Genomic DNA, 17,442 nt, shown 5'->3' with positions numbered 1-17,442 from the left:
CCCCTCGCCGAGGCGGCCCACCCGAACCGCCGGGCCGCTGCGGTGATTGTGACGGCTGGGTGGTGCGGTAAGTTGTTGGCTGTGACGTTATTGACCGCCCGCGATATCCGCGGATTAGCCGCTGACATCGGTCTGCGCCCGACGAAGCAGAAGGGCCAGAACTTCGTCATCGACCCCAATACCGTGCGCTCGATCGTCACCGACGCAGGTCTCGAAGAGAACTCTAACGTCGTCGAGATCGGTCCGGGGCTCGGTTCGCTCACTCTCGGCCTGCTCGAAGCCGGTCACAGGGTCACCGCGGTCGAGATCGACGAACTGCTCGCGCATAAGCTGCCGAGCACCGTCGACAGGTTCGCCGGCAGTGATGCCCCGTTCCAGCTGGTCAACGCCGACGCCCTGCGCGTCACGACGCTGCCCGCGCCGCAGCACACCACCGAACCCGCGGACGATCGGCCCGATGCCGCGAACCAGCCCGATGCGCTCGTGGCGAACCTGCCCTACAACGTGGCCGTGCCCGTGCTGCTGCACTTCCTCGAGACCTTCCCGAGCTTGACAACCGTCCTCGTCATGGTCCAGCTCGAAGTCGCCGAACGGCTCGCCGCCGCACCCGGCTCCCGCACCTACGGCGTCCCCAGCGTCAAAGCCCAGTGGTACGGGGACGTGCAGCTCGCGGGCAAGATCGGCAAGAACGTGTTCTGGCCGGCCCCGAACATCGACTCCGGACTCGTCCGCATCGACGTCACCCGCACCGACCGCGACCCGGCCGTGCGCAGCCGTCTCTTCACTCTTATCGACGCCGCCTTCGCTCAGCGCCGCAAGACCTTGCGCGCAGCCCTGTCCGGGTGGGCCGGCAGCCCCCAGCGGTCCGAAGACCTGCTGACAGCTGCCGGAATCGACCCGAAGACCCGCGGCGAGGCCCTCACCGTCGCCGACTTCCAACGCCTCGCCGCCGTTGCCGTCGCCGCAAACGGAGATGCCGCTGCACCGGCCCCGCCCGCCGAGGATCCCTCACCATGACCGTCCCGCTGCATCCGCGCATGACGATCCCGGCCCCGGTGAAAGTGCAGGCGCCGGGGAAGATCAACATCCACCTCGGTGTGGGTGCGGCGAACAATGGGTATCACGAACTCGCGACCGTATTCCAAGCGCTCAACCTCGGCGAGACCCTCACTCTCATTCCGGGCGGAACACGAACGATCATCGTCCAGGGCCGCTACGCGGATGCCGCGGTCCCACGTGATGACTCGAACTTCGCCAGACGCGCCGTCGACCTCCTCATCGCCGCGCTCGAGGGCGACCGGGATGTCGATGTGCTGCGCGACCTCGACATCGTCATCGACAAGCAGGTGCCCGTGGCCGGCGGAATGGGCGGGGGATCGGCCGATGCGGCCGCCGCCCTCGTCGGAGCCGCTCACCTCGTCGGCGGAGTCGATGAGGCGATCCTCCACGAATGCGCGTTCGCCGTCGGGGCCGACGTCGCGTTCCTCCTGCGCGGGGGCACGGCCATCGGCCACGGACGCGGGGAGAAGCTGAGCCCCGTGCTCACCCGCGGAACCTTCCACTGGGTGATGGCCACCTCGGCGTCGCCCCTGCCCACCCCGGACGTCTACGCCCGCTTCGACGAACTCAACCCCGACCCGGCGCCCGCGACCGTCCCTGACCGGGTGCTCACGGCGCTCGCCGCCGGTGACCCGGACACGCTCGCGGAATCCGCGGCGAACGATCTCACCGAGGCTGCCGTGTCCTTCATGCCCGAAATCGCCGAGGTGATGGAGGCCGGCCGGGACGCCGGCGCCGTCCTGCCCCTGCTCAGCGGGTCGGGGCCGACCATCGGATTCCTCGCCCGCGACGCCCACCACGCCCTCGACCTCGCCGTGCTCCTGCAGGCCACGAGAGGCGTCAACGAAGCGCTGCGCACCACCGGGCCCGCCCCCGGAGCGCATATCGTGGACGAAGGCTGACCGTCCAAAATCGGGCCCGGAGAATCGCGGCAGGCCCGATGAAACGCTGCGCGACCCGCTCATCACCGAGGAGAGCGGCGCTCTGCTGCCGGGCAAGGGGATGGCCTATGTCCAGGGCTTCCATGCGATCGCGGTGGGGGCGGTCGAACCCGGTTGGGGCATCGCCCTCGGGCGCTCGCAGGAATCTGGCGGGCGGGGTGTATCATCCGGGCCGAGCGTCATCGCTTGGGTTCGCACACCTGAGTGCGCACCGAGCGTCCCGGGACCTTCCATACGTTGTGGTCGGGGGATCGCATCGAAGTCGGAATCTGATAGCCGGGCCGCCTCGGTGACGGGGCACCTGACCGAATGGGCCGCCTCGGTGACGGGGCACCTCACCGAATGGGCCGCCTCGGCGAGGGTCACTGCGATCTCACTGATCGACTCCGGTGGCCCGGATGGCGGACTGTCGATATGTTAGAGCCATGACTTTGCCACACGAAGATGTTGACCCGGACGGACTGCTCGAATACTCGGTGGTCTTCACCGACCGATCGCTCAACCACATGTCGCAGCGGTTCGTGTCCGTGATGCAGGAGATCAACCGGATCCTGCGCTCGGCCTACGATGCCGATTCCGCTGCCATCGTCCCCGGCGGCGGCAGCTACGCCATGGAATCCGTTGCCCGTCAGGTCGCGACCGGCAAGAAGGCGCTGATCGTGCGCAACGGTCTGTTCTCCTTCCGCTGGTCGCAGATCCTCGACGCCGGAGCCATCGCCTCGGAGACGACCGTGCTCAAGGCCTCCCCGGACAGTGCCGAGCACCAGTCGCCGTGGTCGCCGGCCCCCGTCGCCGAGGTAGTCGCCGCCATCGAGCGCGAGAAGCCCGCTGTCGTGTTCGCTCCCCACGTCGAGACCGCCTCGGGGATGCTCCTGCCCGATGACTACGTCCGCCAGGTTTCCGAGGCCGTGCACGCGGTCGGCGGAATCTTCGTTCTCGACTGCATCGCCTCGGGCGCGGTGTGGGCGTCGATGACCGACCTCGGCGTCGATGTGCTCATCTCCGCTCCGCAGAAGGGCTGGAGCGGATCGCCGTGCGCCGGATACGTCATGCTCAGCAAGGCCGGCCGTGCCGCCGTCGAAGCCTCGACCTCGACGAGCTTCGCGATGGATCTGAAGAAGTGGCTGTTCATCGCCGACGAATACGAAGAAGGCCGTGCGCCGTACCACGCGACGATGCCCACCGATGCTCTCGCGCACAATGCCAAGCTCATGGCCGAAAGCGAGGAGCGCGGCTTCGACAAGCTCGCCGCTGCGCAGGCCGAACTCGGACAGCGCGTGCGCGCGGTCTTCGCCGAACGCGGACTGCCCTCGGTGGCTTCGGACGAGTTCGCCTCGCCGAGTGTGGTCGTCGTCCACACCGACAACCCGCAGCTCGCCACCGGCGCCGGCTTCAAGGAAGTCGGCGTGCAGATCGCTGCCGGCGTGCCGCTGCAGTGCGATGAACCCGAGGACTTCTCGAGCTTCCGCATCGGCCTGTTCGGCCTCGACAAGCTCGGCGACATCGACGGCACGATCGCTCGCCTCGAGGCCGCTCTCGACTCGATCGGCGTGACCGCCGAAGCCTGAGCATCACGCACCGTAACCGGCACTGCCTACAGGCAGAACGCTGGGAAGCATCACGCACCGACAGTGCCACTGCCTACCGGTAGTCGCAGCACATACAATCAGCGCCATACCCTCCCGTTCCTGCGAGGGGTTATGGCGCTGACTGTATGTGGTGGCCCTGACGGTGAGGGGTGCTCAGAACCCTCGTCCGCCGAGCGGTGAGCAATGCTCACTCGTCTCCGGACACGGAAATCGGCTGAGGTCACGTTTCGGAACCAGTCGCCGCGGGTACTGAACGGTCTCGCGCGGCTCTTGTGCCTGAATTGTTGGGTCGATCCACGGTGGTTTTCGACTTCAGAACACCGCGGATCGCCCCAACAATGCTCATGGCCGGTGGCCCGCCCGTGGCTCATGACCTGAAGTGCCGGTCCCGTGGCCCGCGTGAGTGCCGCGCACCAGCCGCAGACGGACGGGCCTCAGGCAGTGTCTCCTAGGGCGACGACGTTGTCGGCGAGCCGTTCGTTGCTGCCGTACATGAAGTGGTTGGCCATGTTCTCGGAGAAGCGGCTGGCATCGGTGGTCAGTCCGACCGCCTCGGCAACCTCGCGGATGTGCATCGGGGTCGCGCCGCAGCACACTCCGAGGTAGTTGACGCCCAGGTCGTAGGCTTCCTTGGCGAACGCGCCGATCTCGTAGCGGTTGGTCTGCAGGGGATCGAGCGCGGTGGGGAACGTGCGTCCGTGCGGGGAGGCCACTTCGGCGCGGGGGTCGGAGAGGTTGAAGAACGTCGGCTCCTCCTCCGTGGTGCGGTAGGGGATCGGCAGGGCGCCGACGTGACAGGACACGGACGCGCGGATCTCCCTCAGCCACGGCAGCATCGTCGCGGGACCGCGGAAGCAGTTGAGGCCGACGACGTCGACGCCGAGCTGCTCGAGGCGCTGCGCGGTCTCGACGATCCCGACCCCGTCGGCCATCTCCTGGAAGGCCATCGGGGCGAGGGTGAGGACGACGGGCAGGCCGCTGGCCCTGGCGATCTCGGCGGCCGCGATGGCCTCACCGGCGAAGTAGAAGGTCTCGCCGATGATGAGGTCGGCACCTTCCTCGACCGCCCAGGCGACCATTTCGGCGAACATCGCCCGCACCTCGGCCTGCTTGGACTCGTCGGCGGGGTCCCAGATGTTCGAGTTCGAGATGTTGCCGGCCATGAAGTTCCCGGGCTTGGCGTCGGCGACGGACCGGGCGATCTGGAGGGCGGCGCGGTTGAGCGGTTCGAGCAGATCTTCCTTGCCGATCACGCGCATCTTCTCGCGGTGCCCGTTGTAGGTGAAGGCCTCGACGATGTCGGAGCCGGCTCGCTGGAAGTCGACGTGGAGGGAGCGCAGGGCGTCGGGGAACTCGAGGGCCACTTCGGGGACGAACTCGCCGGCAGACAGATATCCGCGCTTCTCGAGCTCGAACAGGAAGCCTTCCGCGCAGATCACGGGGCCGGCATCGAGGCGTTGGGTCAGGGCGTTGGTCGCGGTCATGGATGCTCTCCGATTCGATGATGTGGCCGAACCCGGGCAAACGGCCCGAACCTGGGTATCACACCATCAAGCGGCGCAACGAGGTCCGTCACATCGACATAAATCGACGCTGATCGCCACGAAAGGACACGACCTACGCCGAGGAGGTCCGACCGAAAGCCTGCATAGCTGGGTTCCGCCGCGGCACGGTAGGAGAAGCGACCGCCGAGGCGGTCCGTTCGTCAGCGGTCCTCGTCGCCGCTGAGATAGACCGGCAGCCGACGGTAGCGCACTGCTCGCTGGGCGGCGCCGGCGGGAACTTCCTGGGTGGTTTCGTAGGTGGCGTTGTTCTGCGGAACCTCGTGCGAACCCGGCAGCGGATACGGCTCGCCCGCAACCGGCGCGGGGGAGGCGAAGGACTGCTGCTGACCCGGGTGCTGTTCGTAGCCGGGGGAGTGCTGGTAGCCGACTCCGGGCATGGGCTGCAGGCCGAGTCCCTGCCGGTCCGGTCCGTCGCCCTCGCTGTAGGCGTCCCCGGGGTGATAGGTGTCGCCGGGATTGACGGCATTTCCACGGCGACCTCGCTCGCCGCGGCCACGCTCGCTGCGCCGGTCGGACTCTTCACGCCACAGGAAGGGGAACGGTTTGAGCAGCAGCCCCGTGACGGTCGAGGACCACCAGCGCAGAGCGCGTTCGAAGGGCGACCAAGCCAGCAGACCAGTCCACGCCACGGCCAGGGCCACACAGATGAGGAGGACGACGGCGTCGTGGAGGACGTTGCGGCTGTCGTCGAGGACCGGCTGAAGACCGCGGACGACGAATCCGTGGAGGATGTAGACAGCGAGGCTGTTCTTGCCGATCGTCGCGATCGTGTCCTTGGTATTGCTCAGCCACGACAACAGGGCCAGTGTCAGCAGCACCGCTCCGATGTCGACGATGAGTCGCAGTCCCACGCCTTCGGGAACGCTGACGTCGAAGTGGGCGAAGTTGAGGCTGCCGTAGAGCCAGTTGTAGTCGACTTGGTCGAGGAAGAAATATCCGACGGCCGCGAGGGCTGCGGCACTGAGGCAGAGTTTCTGCCAGATTGCGAGGCTGCCCGCCCAGTCGATGATCTGCTTGCCGTAGAGCTTGCCGATGACGAAGAACGGCCAGAACGCCATCGTCCGAGCCGCGGAGAGTTCGGTGTCGAGGATCGGCAGCAGTCCGCCGAAGAGACCGACGACGAGCGAGGCGACGAGCATCGTGCGCGGGAAGCGCTCGATGAAGGGGACCGTGATCATCCACCACGCCATCGACAGCAAGAACCACGTGTACCAGAACGGTCTGAGGAAGTCGTAGTCGGGATTGAGCCCGAAGAGCCACATCCACCCCCACATGAGCGGCAGCACCGTGGCGAGGAGAACGAAGTAGGTGAGCACCCGCTCGGCCAGCTTGTTCGACTTCGCCGTGATTCCGGCGAGGAAGACGAACGCCGGCATGTGGAACATGTAGATGAAGTACATCGGTGCGCCCAGGATCGGCGACTCCCACGGAGAGGTTCGAGCGAGAAGGTGGCCCAAAACCACCAGGAAGATCAGTATTCCCTTGGCGCGGTCGATGCGATAGTCCCGTGTTGACACGCCGATACACTACCGCACCCGGCAGGCTTTGGGGAAAGATCACACCATCGCCGAGGTGGTCGCCCGGTCATATGGGACGCTGGCCTCGCGTGTGCGACCAGGGATGGAAACGAATAGTCGCGGGCGGCGCAATTCACGCATTTCGCCGCGTAGGGGCGGGCCTCCAGCCGCGCCTCGGCGATGGGTCTGCCGCAGCCGATGCAGGTCCCGAACGTGCCAGCGTTCAGGCGGTCAACCGCCTCGGCGATCTCCTCGAGACGGTCCTCGGACTGTTCGAGCAACGTCGCGGCCTGCGACCGTTCGAAGGCGAGCGTCGCCCCTTCCGGATCGTGTTCGTCGTCGCTGTTGTCGCCCTGGCGAGCGGCCGAGACCTCATCGATTCCCTGAGTCAGGCGGCTGATGAGCGCCTGCGTCTCCGCCCGCTCATCCTCTAGCCGCTGCCGCATCGTCGCTTCATCGATCATCGTCGTCTCCTCGGCTTCGACTGGTCCGTCGTCCTGCGTTATCGTCGTTCGTCGCCTCGAACCCTCAGGCTTCCAGCGCCTCGGACGCTTCGAGCCAGCGCATCTCGAGCTCGTCGAGTTCGTCCTGGGACTCGCGGATCGCTGCCGTGAGCTCCGCCAGTCCTTCGAAGTCGGTCTGGTCGTGGGCGGCCATCTCCTCGTGCTTCTGCGCGATCTGAGTGTTCAGCTTGTCCATCCGCCGTTCGATCGCGGACACTTCCTTCTTCGCCGCCCGGGCTTCCGCACCGGACAGTCTCGGAGCCGACGAGGATCCCTCGCTCGCCGAGGCGGCCCCACCGGAACCGTCCCCGCCGGATCGCGTCGCGGCCCCGTTCGAACCGCCGGACGCCTTGTTCGCACCGGCGGCACCCCGGCGTTCCTGTTCGGCGCGCAGTCGCAGGTACTCTTCGACGCCGCCGGGAACATGGCGCAGTCCGTGATCGAGGATCGCGTACTGCTGATCGGTCACGCGCTCTAGCAGGTACCGGTCGTGGGAGACGACGATGAGGGTGCCCGGCCAGGAATCGAGGAGATCCTCCATAGCCGCGAGCATGTCCGAATCGACGTCGTTGGTCGGCTCATCGAGGATGATGACATTGGGTTCGGCCATGAGCAGCAGCAGAAGCTGGAGGCGGCGCTTCTGTCCGCCGGAGAGCTCCTTGACCCGTGCGGACAGATGTTCCTTCGCGAAGCCGAGCCGTTCGAGCAGCTGGGCCGGAGTGAAGTCCTTACCTTCGATGGTGAACGAGGTCTTCGACTCGGCGAGGACTTCGCGGACACGGGAGTCGGCGATGCGGGCCAGATCCTTGAACTGCTGATCGAGTACACCGATCTGCACGGTCTTGCCGCGCTTGACCCGTCCGGCATCGGGGTCGAGCTCTCCCGAGATCAGACCCAGCAGGGTGGACTTCCCGGCGCCGTTGGGGCCGAGGATTCCGGTGCGTTCGCCGGGACCGATGCGCCAGGTGACATCGTCGAGGATCGTGGTCTCACCGAAGTGCTTGGACACGTCGAGCAGATCGACGACGTCCTTGCCCAGGCGGGCCGTGGCCATCTTCTTCAGCTCGATCGGATTACGGACCTCAGGCACGTCTGCGATGAGCTGGTTGGCCGCCTCGATGCGGAACTTCGGCTTCGACGTCCGGGCGGGAGCGCCGCGTCGCAGCCACGCGAGTTCCTTGCGCATGAGGTTCTGTCGCTTCGCCTCGGTGGCGGCGGCGATCCGGTCGCGTTCGACGCGTTGGAGGACGTAGGCGGCATAACCGCCTTCGAAGGGCTCGACGATGCGGTCGTGGACCTCCCAGGTCTTCGTGCACACCTCGTCGAGGAACCACCGGTCGTGGGTGACCAGCAGCAGGGCGCCGGAGTTCTTCGGCCACCGGGTGCGCATATGCTTCGCCAGCCACGCGATGCCGTCGACATCGAGGTGGTTCGTCGGCTCGTCGAGGATGAGCATGTCCCAGTCGCCGATGAGCAGAGCCGCCAGGGCCACCCGGCGGCGCTGACCGCCGGAGAGCGAGGAGATCTGCGCATCCCAATCGAGATCGGCGATGAGGCCGGAGATGATGTCACGGGCCTGCGGATCGGCTGCCCATTCGTGATCGGCGGCATCACCGACGACGGAGAAGCCCACGGTCGCCTCGTCATCGAGGTCATCGCGCTGGCCGAGCATGCCCAGTCGCAGCCCGCCGCGATATGTCACGCGTCCGGAATCGGGTTCGATGGTGCCGGCGAGCATGCCGAGCAGGCTCGACTTGCCGTCGCCGTTGCGGCCGACGATGCCGATCATGTCGCCGGACTCGACGCCGAGAGTGACCGAGTCGAAGACGACGCGCGTGGGGTATTCGAGGTGGAGGGCTTCTGCCCCGAGGAGATGTGCCATAGCAGTCTCTAGCCTAGTTCACCGCGGTTCGTCTTCTTCGCCGTCGGTCCGGCGGTCCACCTACTTCGTTCGTCGTCTTTCTGTCTCAAAGTCAGAGGCCTCCGCGTTCGCATCGCGGACCGAAAAGGGTCATGCATGACGGATTATTTCTTTTTCATATCGGTGTCCGCGTTTGCGGTGCTAGCGGAGCCGCTGAAACGATTTCGGTACATTAGACTAGCCGAAACTCATTAAAATATGACAGTTCGTCCAGTGGTTTCACATTTTCGGTAGGGGCAGACAGGGCCCTCATCCGTGTGCACTGTCTGTATCAGAAAAGAGAAAACGTGAAGAAGCTCGCTTCAGCGGTGTCGATGATCGCCGCATCCGCCCTCGTCCTCTCGGCCTGCGGTTCAGGCGAAGGAGGCGCATCCGGTTCGGATTACCTCGCCTGCATGGTCTCCGACTCCGGCGGTTGGGACGATCAGTCCTTCAACCAGTCCGGTCGGGAGGGCATGGAGAACGCGAAGAAGAACCTGGGAATCGAAGAGAAGCTCGCCGAATCGCAGGGCGACGCGGACTTCGGGCCGAACGTCGACAACATGGTGCAGCAGGGCTGCAACCTCACCTTCGGCGTCGGATTCCTCCTCGAGGACACGATCCAGGAAGCCGCCGAAGCGAACCCGGACCTCAACTTCGCGCTCATCGACTCCACATTCTCCGACGCCGACGGCAAGCCGGTGACGATCGACAACGCCAAGGCAGTCGTCTTCAACACCGCCGAGGCCGCGTACCTGGCCGGCTATGTTGCGGCCGCGACCTCGGAGTCGGGCAAGGTCGGCACCTTCGGCGGCATCCAGATTCCGTCGGTGACGATCTTCATGGACGGCTTCGCCGACGGCGTGGACAAGTTCAACGAGGACAACAAGAAGGACGTCAAGCTGCTGGGCTGGAACAAGGAGAAGCAGGACGGATCGTTCTCCGGTGACTTCGAGAACCAGGGCCAGGGCCAGGAGCTGACCAAGCAGCTCATCTCGCAGGGCGCCGACGTGATCATGCCCGTGGCCGGACCCGTCGGCCTCGGTGCCGCGGCGGCGGCGAAGGAAGCCGGCGACGTCAACCTCGTGTGGGTCGACTCCGACGGCTACGAGTCGACCGAATACGGAGACATCATCCTCACCTCGGTGGTCAAGCAGATCTCGCAGGCCGTCGAAGACACCATCAAGGAAGGCACCGAGGACAATTTCTCTAATGAGCCCTACGTCGGCACGCTCGAGAACGAAGGCGTGGGCCTCGCTCCGTACCACGACTTCGAAGACAAGGTTCCCGAAGACGTGAAGAAGAAGGTCGAGGATCTGAAGAAGCAGATCGTCGACGGCAGCCTGGTCGTCGAGTCTGAGAGCACACCGAAGTAAGCTCGTCGGTTAAACTGCAGGGCCGAGTTCTTTCGGCCCTGCAGTTTTCAAGTTTGTGAGGAGAACCGGAAGCAGTGAAACTCGAGCTTCGCGGGATGACCAAGGTGTTCGGATCGTTCGTGGCCAACGACCACATCGATCTCACCATCCAGCCGGGCGAGATCCACGCTCTGCTCGGTGAGAACGGCGCCGGCAAATCCACCATGATGAATGTCCTCTACGGACTCTACGAAGCCGATGGGGGAGAGATCCTCATCGACGACGAGCCGGTGAAGTTCTCCGGGCCGGGCGACGCCGTCGCCGCGGGCATCGGCATGGTCCACCAGCACTTCATGCTCGTGCCCGTGTTCACCGTCGCCGAATCCGTGGCGCTGGGCTACGAACCGACGAAGAGCCTCGGACTCCTCGACATCAACGAGGCGCGCAAGAAGGTCAGAGAGATCTCGTCGCGCTTCAACTTCAATATCGACCCCGACGCCCTCATCGAGGACCTGCCGGTCGGCGCCCAGCAGCGGGTGGAGATCATCAAGGCCCTGTCGCGCGATGCCGAGATCCTGATCCTCGACGAGCCCACGGCCGTGCTGACCCCGCAGGAGACCGACGAACTCATCTCGATCATGCGCCAGCTCAAGGAGCAGGGCACATCGATCGTCTTCATCACCCACAAACTCCGTGAGGTCCGTGCGATCGCTGATTCGATCACCGTCATCCGCCGCGGAAAGATCGTCGGAGAGGCCTCGCCGGAGTCGACCGAGACCGAGCTGGCCAGCCAGATGGTCGGCCGAGCCGTGTCTCTGACGACCGAGAAGGAGGCCGCCGATCCCGGCGATGCCACTTTCCAGGTGCGCGGACTGACCGTAGTCGACAAGGCTGAGAACGTCGTCGTCGACGATGTGTCCTTCGACGTCCGTCGCGGCGAGATCCTCGCCGTCGCGGGCGTTCAGGGCAACGGGCAGACCGAACTGGCCGAGACGATCATCGGTCTCACCGAACCGCGGTTGGGCACGATCACCCTCGACGGGAAGAAGCTCGTCGGGGATTCGGTCAAGGACCGCCTCGGTGCCGGTATCGGGTTCGTTCCCGAAGATCGGTCGACCGACGGCATCATCGCGGAGTTTGCGATCCGGGAGAACATGATCCTCGACGTCTACGATCGTGAGCCCTATGCCAAGGGCCTGAATATGCGGTCGAAGGTCATCAGCGAAGAGGCGAAGAAGAAGGTCGAGGAGTTCGACATCCGCCTCGGCAGCGTCTCCGACCCGATCTCGACCCTCTCCGGCGGAAACCAGCAGAAAGTGGTGCTCTCCCGCGAGCTCGGCCGCGATCTGCGACTGTTCATCGCCAGCCAGCCCACCCGCGGACTCGACGTCGGATCGATCGAATTCGTGCACAAGCGCGTCATCGCCGAACGCGATTCCGGCACCCCCTGCATCATCGTCTCGACCGAACTCGACGAGGTCTACGGCCTTGCCGACCGCATCGCCGTGATGTACGCCGGGCGCATCGTCGGCATCGTGGGGCCCGAGACCTCCCGCGAGGCACTGGGCCTGATGATGGCCGGCGTTCCCGCCGACGAAGCCCTCGAAGCAACGGACGACGACTCAGCCACCACCTCGGCGGAGGAGACCAAATGACGACTGATATCTCACCGGCCGCTCCTTCAGCGGCACCGCCGCCGGAGTCCGAGACCGAGGACGGCAAGGAACAGACTCTGCTCCAGCAGATCATGTCGGGATCCTGGCTGGTCTCGCTGCTGGCGATCGTTCTCGCACTTCTGTTCGGCGGTGTCCTCATCGCCGTGTCGAATGCGGAGGTCGTCGCGGCGGCCGAGAACTTCTTCGCCGCTCCCGGCGAGTTCTTCGCCACGCTCTTCCAGACCGTCGGCAACGCCTATTCGGCGCTGTTCCGCGGAGCGGTCTTCGATTGGGACGCACGCACTACCGAACGCGCCATCCGCCCCCTGACCGAATCGATGGTCTCGGGCACCCCGCTCATCCTCACCGGTCTCGGCATCGCCTTGGCCTTCCGCTGCGGTCTGTTCAACATCGGCGGACAGGGTCAGGTCATCCTCGGCGCGACCATCGCCGGATTCCTCGGCTACGCGTTGCCGCTGCCTCCCGTCGTCCACATGCTCGTGGCCGCGATCGGCGGAATCATCGGCGGTGCGATCTGGGCCGGAATCGCCGGTGTCCTCAAGGCACGCACCGGTGCCAACGAGGTGATCGTGACGATCATGCTCAACTCGATCGCCGGCTACGCACTGGGCTACCTGCTCAAGCAGAACTGGTTCACGCACACGACTTCGGCGAACCCGCAGTCCCGCGTCATCGACGACTCCGCACAGATGTTCCTGCTGCTGCCGCCGCCGTTCCGTCTCCACTTCGGGTTCGTCACCGCCATCCTCGCCACGATCTTCGTGTGGTGGCTGCTTGAGCGCTCGACGATCGGCTTCGAGTTCAAGGCAGTCGGCGCGAACCCGCACGCGGCCCGGACCGCAGGCATCTCCGTGTCGAAGGTGACGATCCTCGTCATGATCGTCGCCGGTGCCCTGGCCGGACTCGGCGGAGCCGCTCAGGTACTCGGCACCGAATACAAACTCACCGGCGGAATCAGCGGATCGATCGGCTTCGACGCCATCACCGTCGCCCTGCTGGGTCGGTCGAAACCGCTGGGAACGTTTCTCGCGGGCCTGCTCTTCGGCGCGTTCAAGGCCGGCGGCTACCTCATGCAGTCCCAGACCGGTACGCCGATCGACATCGTCCTCGTCGTCCAGTCCGTCATCGTGCTGCTCATCGCGGCCGCGCCCCTGGTGAGGTCGATCTTCCGGTTGCCCTCACCGGTGCTCAAGCGGAAGGAGGACTGAGATGACTGCTCAGACCATGGATAAGACACCTTCGACCCAGGTCAAGGCGCTTGCGCCGATCGCCTGGAAGTTCCCGATCGTCTATACGATCCTCGCTCTTGTCTCGCTCATCTTCTTCGGCCTCATCGGCCGTGACGGGGAGACTACCTTCCGGGTGGCCACCGGCGGAGACTTCTTCGCCATCCCCGACTTCGCCGTATCCTCGACCGCGGCGGGGCTGACGCTGGGCATCCTGCTCGTCATCATGGCCGCCATGTCCATCTACGTGGCAATCAAGCGCATCGATCTCGGCTCTTGGTTCCCGATGCTCTTCGGCGTCATCTTCGTCCTCTCATTCCTTGCCTGGGCCGGCGGCGGATCCGGTGGCGTCATCCCGCTGACGACGCTGCTCGCCGGTGCCCTGGCACTGTCCGTGCCGCTGATCTTCGGCGCCATGTGCGGTCTCGTGGGAGAACGTTCGGGCATCATCAACATCGCCATCGAAGGCCAGCTGCTGGCCGGTGCGTTCCTCGCTGCGGTCGTCGCCTCGGTGGTGAAGAACCCGTACGCGGGACTGCTCGCCGCTCCCATCGCCGGTGCCCTGGTCGCCGTGGTGCTCACCTTCTTCGCGGTGAAGTACTGGGTCAACCAGATCATCATCGGCGTGGTCCTCAACGTCCTCGTCGTCGGCATCACGAGCTTCCTCTACTCGACGGTTCTCACCCAGGACCCGGGACTGTGGAACTCCCGCCAGAAGCTGCCGAACCTGCCGATCCCGCTGCTCTCGGACATTCCGGTGCTCGGACGGGTGCTGTTCGACCAGAACATCCTCGTCTACATCATGTACGTCGTCGTCATCGCCCTGCAGATCTTCGTCTTCCGCTCGAAGTGGGGTCTGCGGATGCGCGCCGTCGGTGAGCACCCGAAGGCCGCAGACACCGTCGGCATCAAGGTCAACTTCACCCGCGTGCGCAATACGCTGCTCGCCGGTGCCATCGCCGGCCTCGGCGGTGCCTTCTTCACCGTCGGCTCCGGACTGGCGTTCGGCAAGGAGATGTCGGCCGGACAGGGCTATATCGCCCTGGCCGCGATGATCCTGGGCAAGTGGAACCCGAAGGGTGCGCTGTTCGCGGCCCTGTTGTTCGGATTCTCCAAGAGCCTCGGCAACACTCTGCAGTCCATCGGCACCCCGGTGGCCAACGAGCTGCTGCTCATGCTGCCCTACATCGTCACCGTCTTCGCTGTCGCCGGATTCGTCGGTCGGGTCCGCCCGCCGGCCGCGGAAGGTGTGCCCTACGTGAAGTGAGCCCCGCCTCGGCGATGCATCTGCATTTCCCCTCGAACATCCCACAGTCACCACCCGAAGGAAGAGATATCCCCATGACTGCCCCCGAACCCCGCGCATCCGCACCCGAGTCGACCGACCCGGTCTGGAGCGAGGAACCCACCCCGGTGAGCCCCGAAGACCTCAGCGAAGGCACCTGGGAGCTGCTGCGAGCCGAAGCGACACGGGCGATGGCGAGCGCCTATGTGCCGTACTCGGACTACCCTGTCGGAGCCGCCGGACTCGTCGACGACGGTCGCATCGTCGGCGGCTGCAATATCGAGAACGCTTCGTTCGGGATGACGCTGTGCGCGGAATGCTCATTGGTGTCCGAGCTGTTCATGACCGGCGGGGGCCGCCTCGTCGCCTTCGACTGCGTGGACGGAGAGGGCAACACCCTCGTTCCCTGCGGGCGATGCCGACAGCTGCTGTTCGAACACGGCGGCAACGACCTCCTCATCAACATGCCGAGCGGACGCGCCCCGATGTCCGTGGTCCTGCCCGAAGCCTTCGGACCCGACCACCTGGCAGCGGCGCGCGACGGCCATGAGGCCAAGCACTGATCGACGACAACGAAGGATTGAGACCGTGAGCGTAGAAGCATTCGACACCGTCGACGTCATCGCCGCGAAGCGAGATGGCCGAGCCCTGAGCAAGGAGCAGATCGACTGGGTCATCGACGCCTACACTCGGGGTGCTGTCGCCGAAGAGCAGATGGCGGCCCTGGCCATGGCGATCTTCATCAACGACATGGCACCGGTTGAGATCGCGCACTGGACGCAGGCGATGATCGACTCCGGTGAGCGCATGGACTTCTCGTCCCTGTCCCGGCCCACTTCGGACAAGCATTCGACCGGGGGAGTCGGGGACAAGATCACCCTGCCACTGGCTCCGCTCGTCGCCGTGTTCGACGTGGCCGTCCCGCAGCTGTCCGGTCGCGGCCTCGGCCACACCGGAGGCACCCTGGACAAGCTCGAATCGATTCCCGGCTGGCAGGCGGGACTGAGCAACGAGGCGATCGTCGACCAGCTCGAGGACGTCGGCGCCGTCATCTGCGCCGCCGGATCCGGATTGGCGCCGGCGGACAAGAAGCTCTACGCCCTGCGCGACATCACGTCGACGGTCGACTGCATTCCGCTCATCGCCTCCTCGATCATGTCGAAGAAGATCGCCGAGGGCACCTCCGGGCTCGTCCTCGACGTCAAGGTCGGCTCCGGGGCGTTCATGAAGGACCTGGCGAAGGCTCGCACACTCGCGCAGACGATGGTCGAGCTCGGCAAGTCCGCGGGCGTCAACACCTCGGCGCTGCTGACCGATATGTCCACGCCCTTGGGCCTGACCGTCGGCAATGCCCTCGAGGTCCGTGAATCCGTCGAGGTCCTCGCCGGCGGCGGACCCGCCGACGTCGTCGATCTCACCGTGGCTCTGGCGGAGGAAATGCTGCGCCTGGCAGGCAAGACCGATGTCGATGTTCGAGCCGCCCTGGCCGACGGTCGGGCCATGGACAAATGGAAGCAGATGATCCGAGCCCAGCACGGTGATCCGGACGCCTCTCTGCCGGTGGCCGAGCACACCGAGGTCGTCACCGCGACCGATTCCGGGGTGCTGACGAAGCTCGATGCGCTGTCGGTGGGAGTCGCCTCGTGGAGGTTGGGCGCCGGACGGGCACGGAAGGAAGATCCGGTCCAGGACGTCGCGGGAATCGAACTGCACGCCAAACCCGGGGACACCGTTACGGCCGGTCAGCCGCTCATGACACTGCACACGGCGACCCCGGAACGGTTCGAGCGCGCCATCGAGGCTTTGGAGTCCGCGGTCGAGATCGGCGGGGATGCCGCCTCGGTGCCGGAATCGATTGTCTTCGACACGATCACCTGAGCCGAATCGCACACTCTCAGCACTGCCGCGCGGCCGCTGGCCTCGCTACGCTGGACCTGACGACTCTTCGCGCGTCATCTGCACGCGCAGCCATGCACGACCATGCAACCTTGCTCGACCACGCAACCTTGCACGACCACTTCTGGAGGACCGAATGACCAGCCGCACCGATGTCGCGAACATCATCGACCACACCCTGCTCAAGCCCGAAGCGACCCGCGCCGACGTCGATGCCCTCGTGGCGGAGGCGAAGGAGCTGGGCGTGCTCGCGATCTGCGTGCCACCGTCCATGCTGCCTGTCACGGATCCGGGTGAGCTTGTCGTGGCGACCGTCGTCGGGTTCCCCTCCGGCCAGGTGAAGCCGGAGATCAAGGCCGCCGAGGCTGCTCAGGCCGTCGCCGACGGTGCTGCCGAAGTCGATATGGTCATCAACATCGGACAGGCCGTCGCCGGGGACTTCGACGGACTCGAGGCCGATATCCGCGGCGTCGTCGAGGCCAGCGGGGACGCCCTCGTCAAGGTCATCATCGAGTCGGCGGCGCTGGGCGACGAGCAGATCGTCGAGGCCTGCCGCCGCTCGGAGGCCGCCGGAGCCGGATTCGTCAAGACGTCGACCGGGTTCCACCCGGCCGGAGGCGCCAGCGCTCATGCTGTGTCTCTCATGCGCGAGACCGTGGGCGACCGCCTGGGAGTGAAGGCTTCCGGCGGAATCCGCACCGCCGAGGCCGCCGAGGAGATGATCGCCGCCGGCGCGTCCCGCTTGGGCCTCTCCGGCAGCGCCGCAATCCTCAACTCCCTCTAATTACTACCTCACGGCGGCCCAGCAACCTCGCGCTGTGAGTATTGACAGTGGCTGGTCTGGGACTGGCTGGCAGAGTAGGTGTTGGCCTCTCCGTCCAGTGATCGTGACTCCACCTCGCGCTGACCCACACCGTGGTGTCTTGCCCT

The 17,442-nt window shown here is 65.6% G+C and carries 14 protein-coding genes; 10 read left to right on the top strand and 4 right to left on the bottom strand.

The genetic code is table 11. The features are described from left to right. The first annotated feature begins 81 nt into the window (after positions 1-81). The 3 genes from rsmA to BI49514_RS00060 all read left to right on the top strand — a co-directional run bounded on the left by rsmA (position 82) and on the right by BI49514_RS00060 (position 3,568). Positions 82-1,017 carry a 16S rRNA (adenine(1518)-N(6)/adenine(1519)-N(6))-dimethyltransferase RsmA gene (gene rsmA / locus BI49514_RS00070; RefSeq protein WP_101543267.1) on the top strand — a complete coding sequence of 312 codons (936 nt, stop codon included), beginning with the start codon at positions 82-84 and terminating at the stop codon, positions 1,015-1,017. Further along, positions 1,014-1,961, top strand: coding sequence for a 4-(cytidine 5'-diphospho)-2-C-methyl-D-erythritol kinase (locus BI49514_RS00065; RefSeq protein ID WP_244195173.1), 948 nt, complete (start codon positions 1,014-1,016; stop codon positions 1,959-1,961). Before rsmA ends, BI49514_RS00065 begins: the two co-directional genes overlap by 4 nt. 464 nt (positions 1,962-2,425) lie before the next feature. Beyond that, positions 2,426-3,568, top strand: a complete 1,143-nt coding sequence (locus BI49514_RS00060) for a pyridoxal-phosphate-dependent aminotransferase family protein (protein ID WP_101543266.1) — start codon at positions 2,426-2,428, stop codon at positions 3,566-3,568. A gap of 455 nt (positions 3,569-4,023) precedes the next feature. Here BI49514_RS00060 and BI49514_RS00055 read toward each other — a convergent pair whose 3' ends face one another. The 4 genes from BI49514_RS00055 to BI49514_RS00040 form a co-directional block, all read right to left on the bottom strand. Then, the gene (locus BI49514_RS00055; protein ID WP_101543265.1) at positions 4,024-5,073 is read right to left on the bottom strand and encodes a homocysteine S-methyltransferase family protein; all 1,050 of its coding nucleotides are present in this window, start codon (positions 5,071-5,073) and stop codon (positions 4,024-4,026) included. Between the two features lie 221 nt (positions 5,074-5,294). Further along, positions 5,295-6,671, bottom strand: coding sequence for an acyltransferase family protein (locus BI49514_RS00050; RefSeq protein WP_101543263.1), 1,377 nt, complete (start codon positions 6,669-6,671; stop codon positions 5,295-5,297). Then, positions 6,626-7,135 (bottom strand): TraR/DksA family transcriptional regulator, encoded by a 510-nt coding sequence (locus BI49514_RS00045; RefSeq protein WP_101543262.1) that lies wholly within the window; start codon positions 7,133-7,135, stop codon positions 6,626-6,628. The genes BI49514_RS00050 and BI49514_RS00045 overlap by 46 nt, the downstream gene beginning before the upstream one ends. A 64-nt stretch (positions 7,136-7,199) precedes the next feature. After that, positions 7,200-9,056 (bottom strand): ABC-F family ATP-binding cassette domain-containing protein, encoded by a 1,857-nt coding sequence (locus BI49514_RS00040; RefSeq protein WP_101543260.1) that lies wholly within the window; start codon positions 9,054-9,056, stop codon positions 7,200-7,202. Between the two features lie 326 nt (positions 9,057-9,382). On the opposite strand from BI49514_RS00040, the gene BI49514_RS00035 reads away from it, so the two are divergent. The 7 genes from BI49514_RS00035 (at position 9,383) to deoC (ending at position 17,296) form a co-directional block, all read left to right on the top strand. Then, a complete protein-coding gene (locus BI49514_RS00035) occupies positions 9,383-10,450 on the top strand; it encodes a BMP family lipoprotein (protein WP_244195172.1) in 1,068 nt (355 codons plus the stop codon). A gap of 74 nt (positions 10,451-10,524) precedes the next feature. Continuing rightward, on the top strand, positions 10,525-12,084 hold the full coding sequence (locus BI49514_RS00030; RefSeq protein ID WP_101543259.1) for an ABC transporter ATP-binding protein: 1,560 nt from the start codon (positions 10,525-10,527) through the stop codon (positions 12,082-12,084). Next, positions 12,081-13,313, top strand: coding sequence for an ABC transporter permease (locus tag BI49514_RS00025; protein WP_101543258.1), 1,233 nt, complete (start codon positions 12,081-12,083; stop codon positions 13,311-13,313). The genes BI49514_RS00030 and BI49514_RS00025 overlap by 4 nt, the downstream gene beginning before the upstream one ends. Before the next feature lies 1 nt (position 13,314). Then, positions 13,315-14,598: an ABC transporter permease gene (locus tag BI49514_RS00020; RefSeq protein WP_101543256.1), complete on the top strand. Its 1,284-nt coding sequence runs from the start codon at positions 13,315-13,317 to the stop codon at positions 14,596-14,598. A 74-nt stretch (positions 14,599-14,672) separates the two neighbouring features. Beyond that, positions 14,673-15,179, top strand: coding sequence for a cytidine deaminase (locus BI49514_RS00015; RefSeq protein ID WP_101543254.1), 507 nt, complete (start codon positions 14,673-14,675; stop codon positions 15,177-15,179). Further along, positions 15,163-16,494: a thymidine phosphorylase gene (locus BI49514_RS00010; protein WP_101543252.1), complete on the top strand. Its 1,332-nt coding sequence runs from the start codon at positions 15,163-15,165 to the stop codon at positions 16,492-16,494. Before BI49514_RS00015 ends, BI49514_RS00010 begins: the two co-directional genes overlap by 17 nt. Positions 16,495-16,648: 154 nt before the next feature. Next, positions 16,649-17,296, top strand: coding sequence for a deoxyribose-phosphate aldolase (gene deoC, locus BI49514_RS00005; protein WP_101543250.1), 648 nt, complete (start codon positions 16,649-16,651; stop codon positions 17,294-17,296). Positions 17,297-17,442 lie beyond the last annotated feature (146 nt).

Source organism: Brevibacterium iodinum ATCC 49514 (assembly GCF_900169265.1).
In the GTDB taxonomy this organism is placed as follows: Bacteria; Actinomycetota; Actinomycetes; order Actinomycetales; family Brevibacteriaceae; genus Brevibacterium; species Brevibacterium iodinum.
The sequence above is the reverse complement of the archived record's forward strand: the minus strand, read 5'-3'. Positions and strand labels throughout refer to the sequence as shown.

Coding starts and splice junctions, on each gene's coding strand:
- BI49514_RS00065 (WP_244195173.1), top strand. CDS start 1,014: ATGACCGTCCCGCTGCATCCGCGCATGACGATCCCGGCCCCGGTGAAA.
- BI49514_RS00060 (WP_101543266.1), top strand. CDS start 2,426: ATGACTTTGCCACACGAAGATGTTGACCCGGACGGACTGCTCGAATAC.
- BI49514_RS00055 (WP_101543265.1), bottom strand. CDS start 5,073: ATGACCGCGACCAACGCCCTGACCCAACGCCTCGATGCCGGCCCCGTG.
- BI49514_RS00045 (WP_101543262.1), bottom strand. CDS start 7,135: ATGATCGATGAAGCGACGATGCGGCAGCGGCTAGAGGATGAGCGGGCG.
- BI49514_RS00040 (WP_101543260.1), bottom strand. CDS start 9,056: ATGGCACATCTCCTCGGGGCAGAAGCCCTCCACCTCGAATACCCCACG.
- BI49514_RS00025 (WP_101543258.1), top strand. CDS start 12,081: ATGACGACTGATATCTCACCGGCCGCTCCTTCAGCGGCACCGCCGCCG.
- BI49514_RS00020 (WP_101543256.1), top strand. CDS start 13,315: ATGACTGCTCAGACCATGGATAAGACACCTTCGACCCAGGTCAAGGCG.
- BI49514_RS00015 (WP_101543254.1), top strand. CDS start 14,673: ATGACTGCCCCCGAACCCCGCGCATCCGCACCCGAGTCGACCGACCCG.
- BI49514_RS00010 (WP_101543252.1), top strand. CDS start 15,163: ATGAGGCCAAGCACTGATCGACGACAACGAAGGATTGAGACCGTGAGC.
- deoC (WP_101543250.1), top strand. CDS start 16,649: ATGACCAGCCGCACCGATGTCGCGAACATCATCGACCACACCCTGCTC.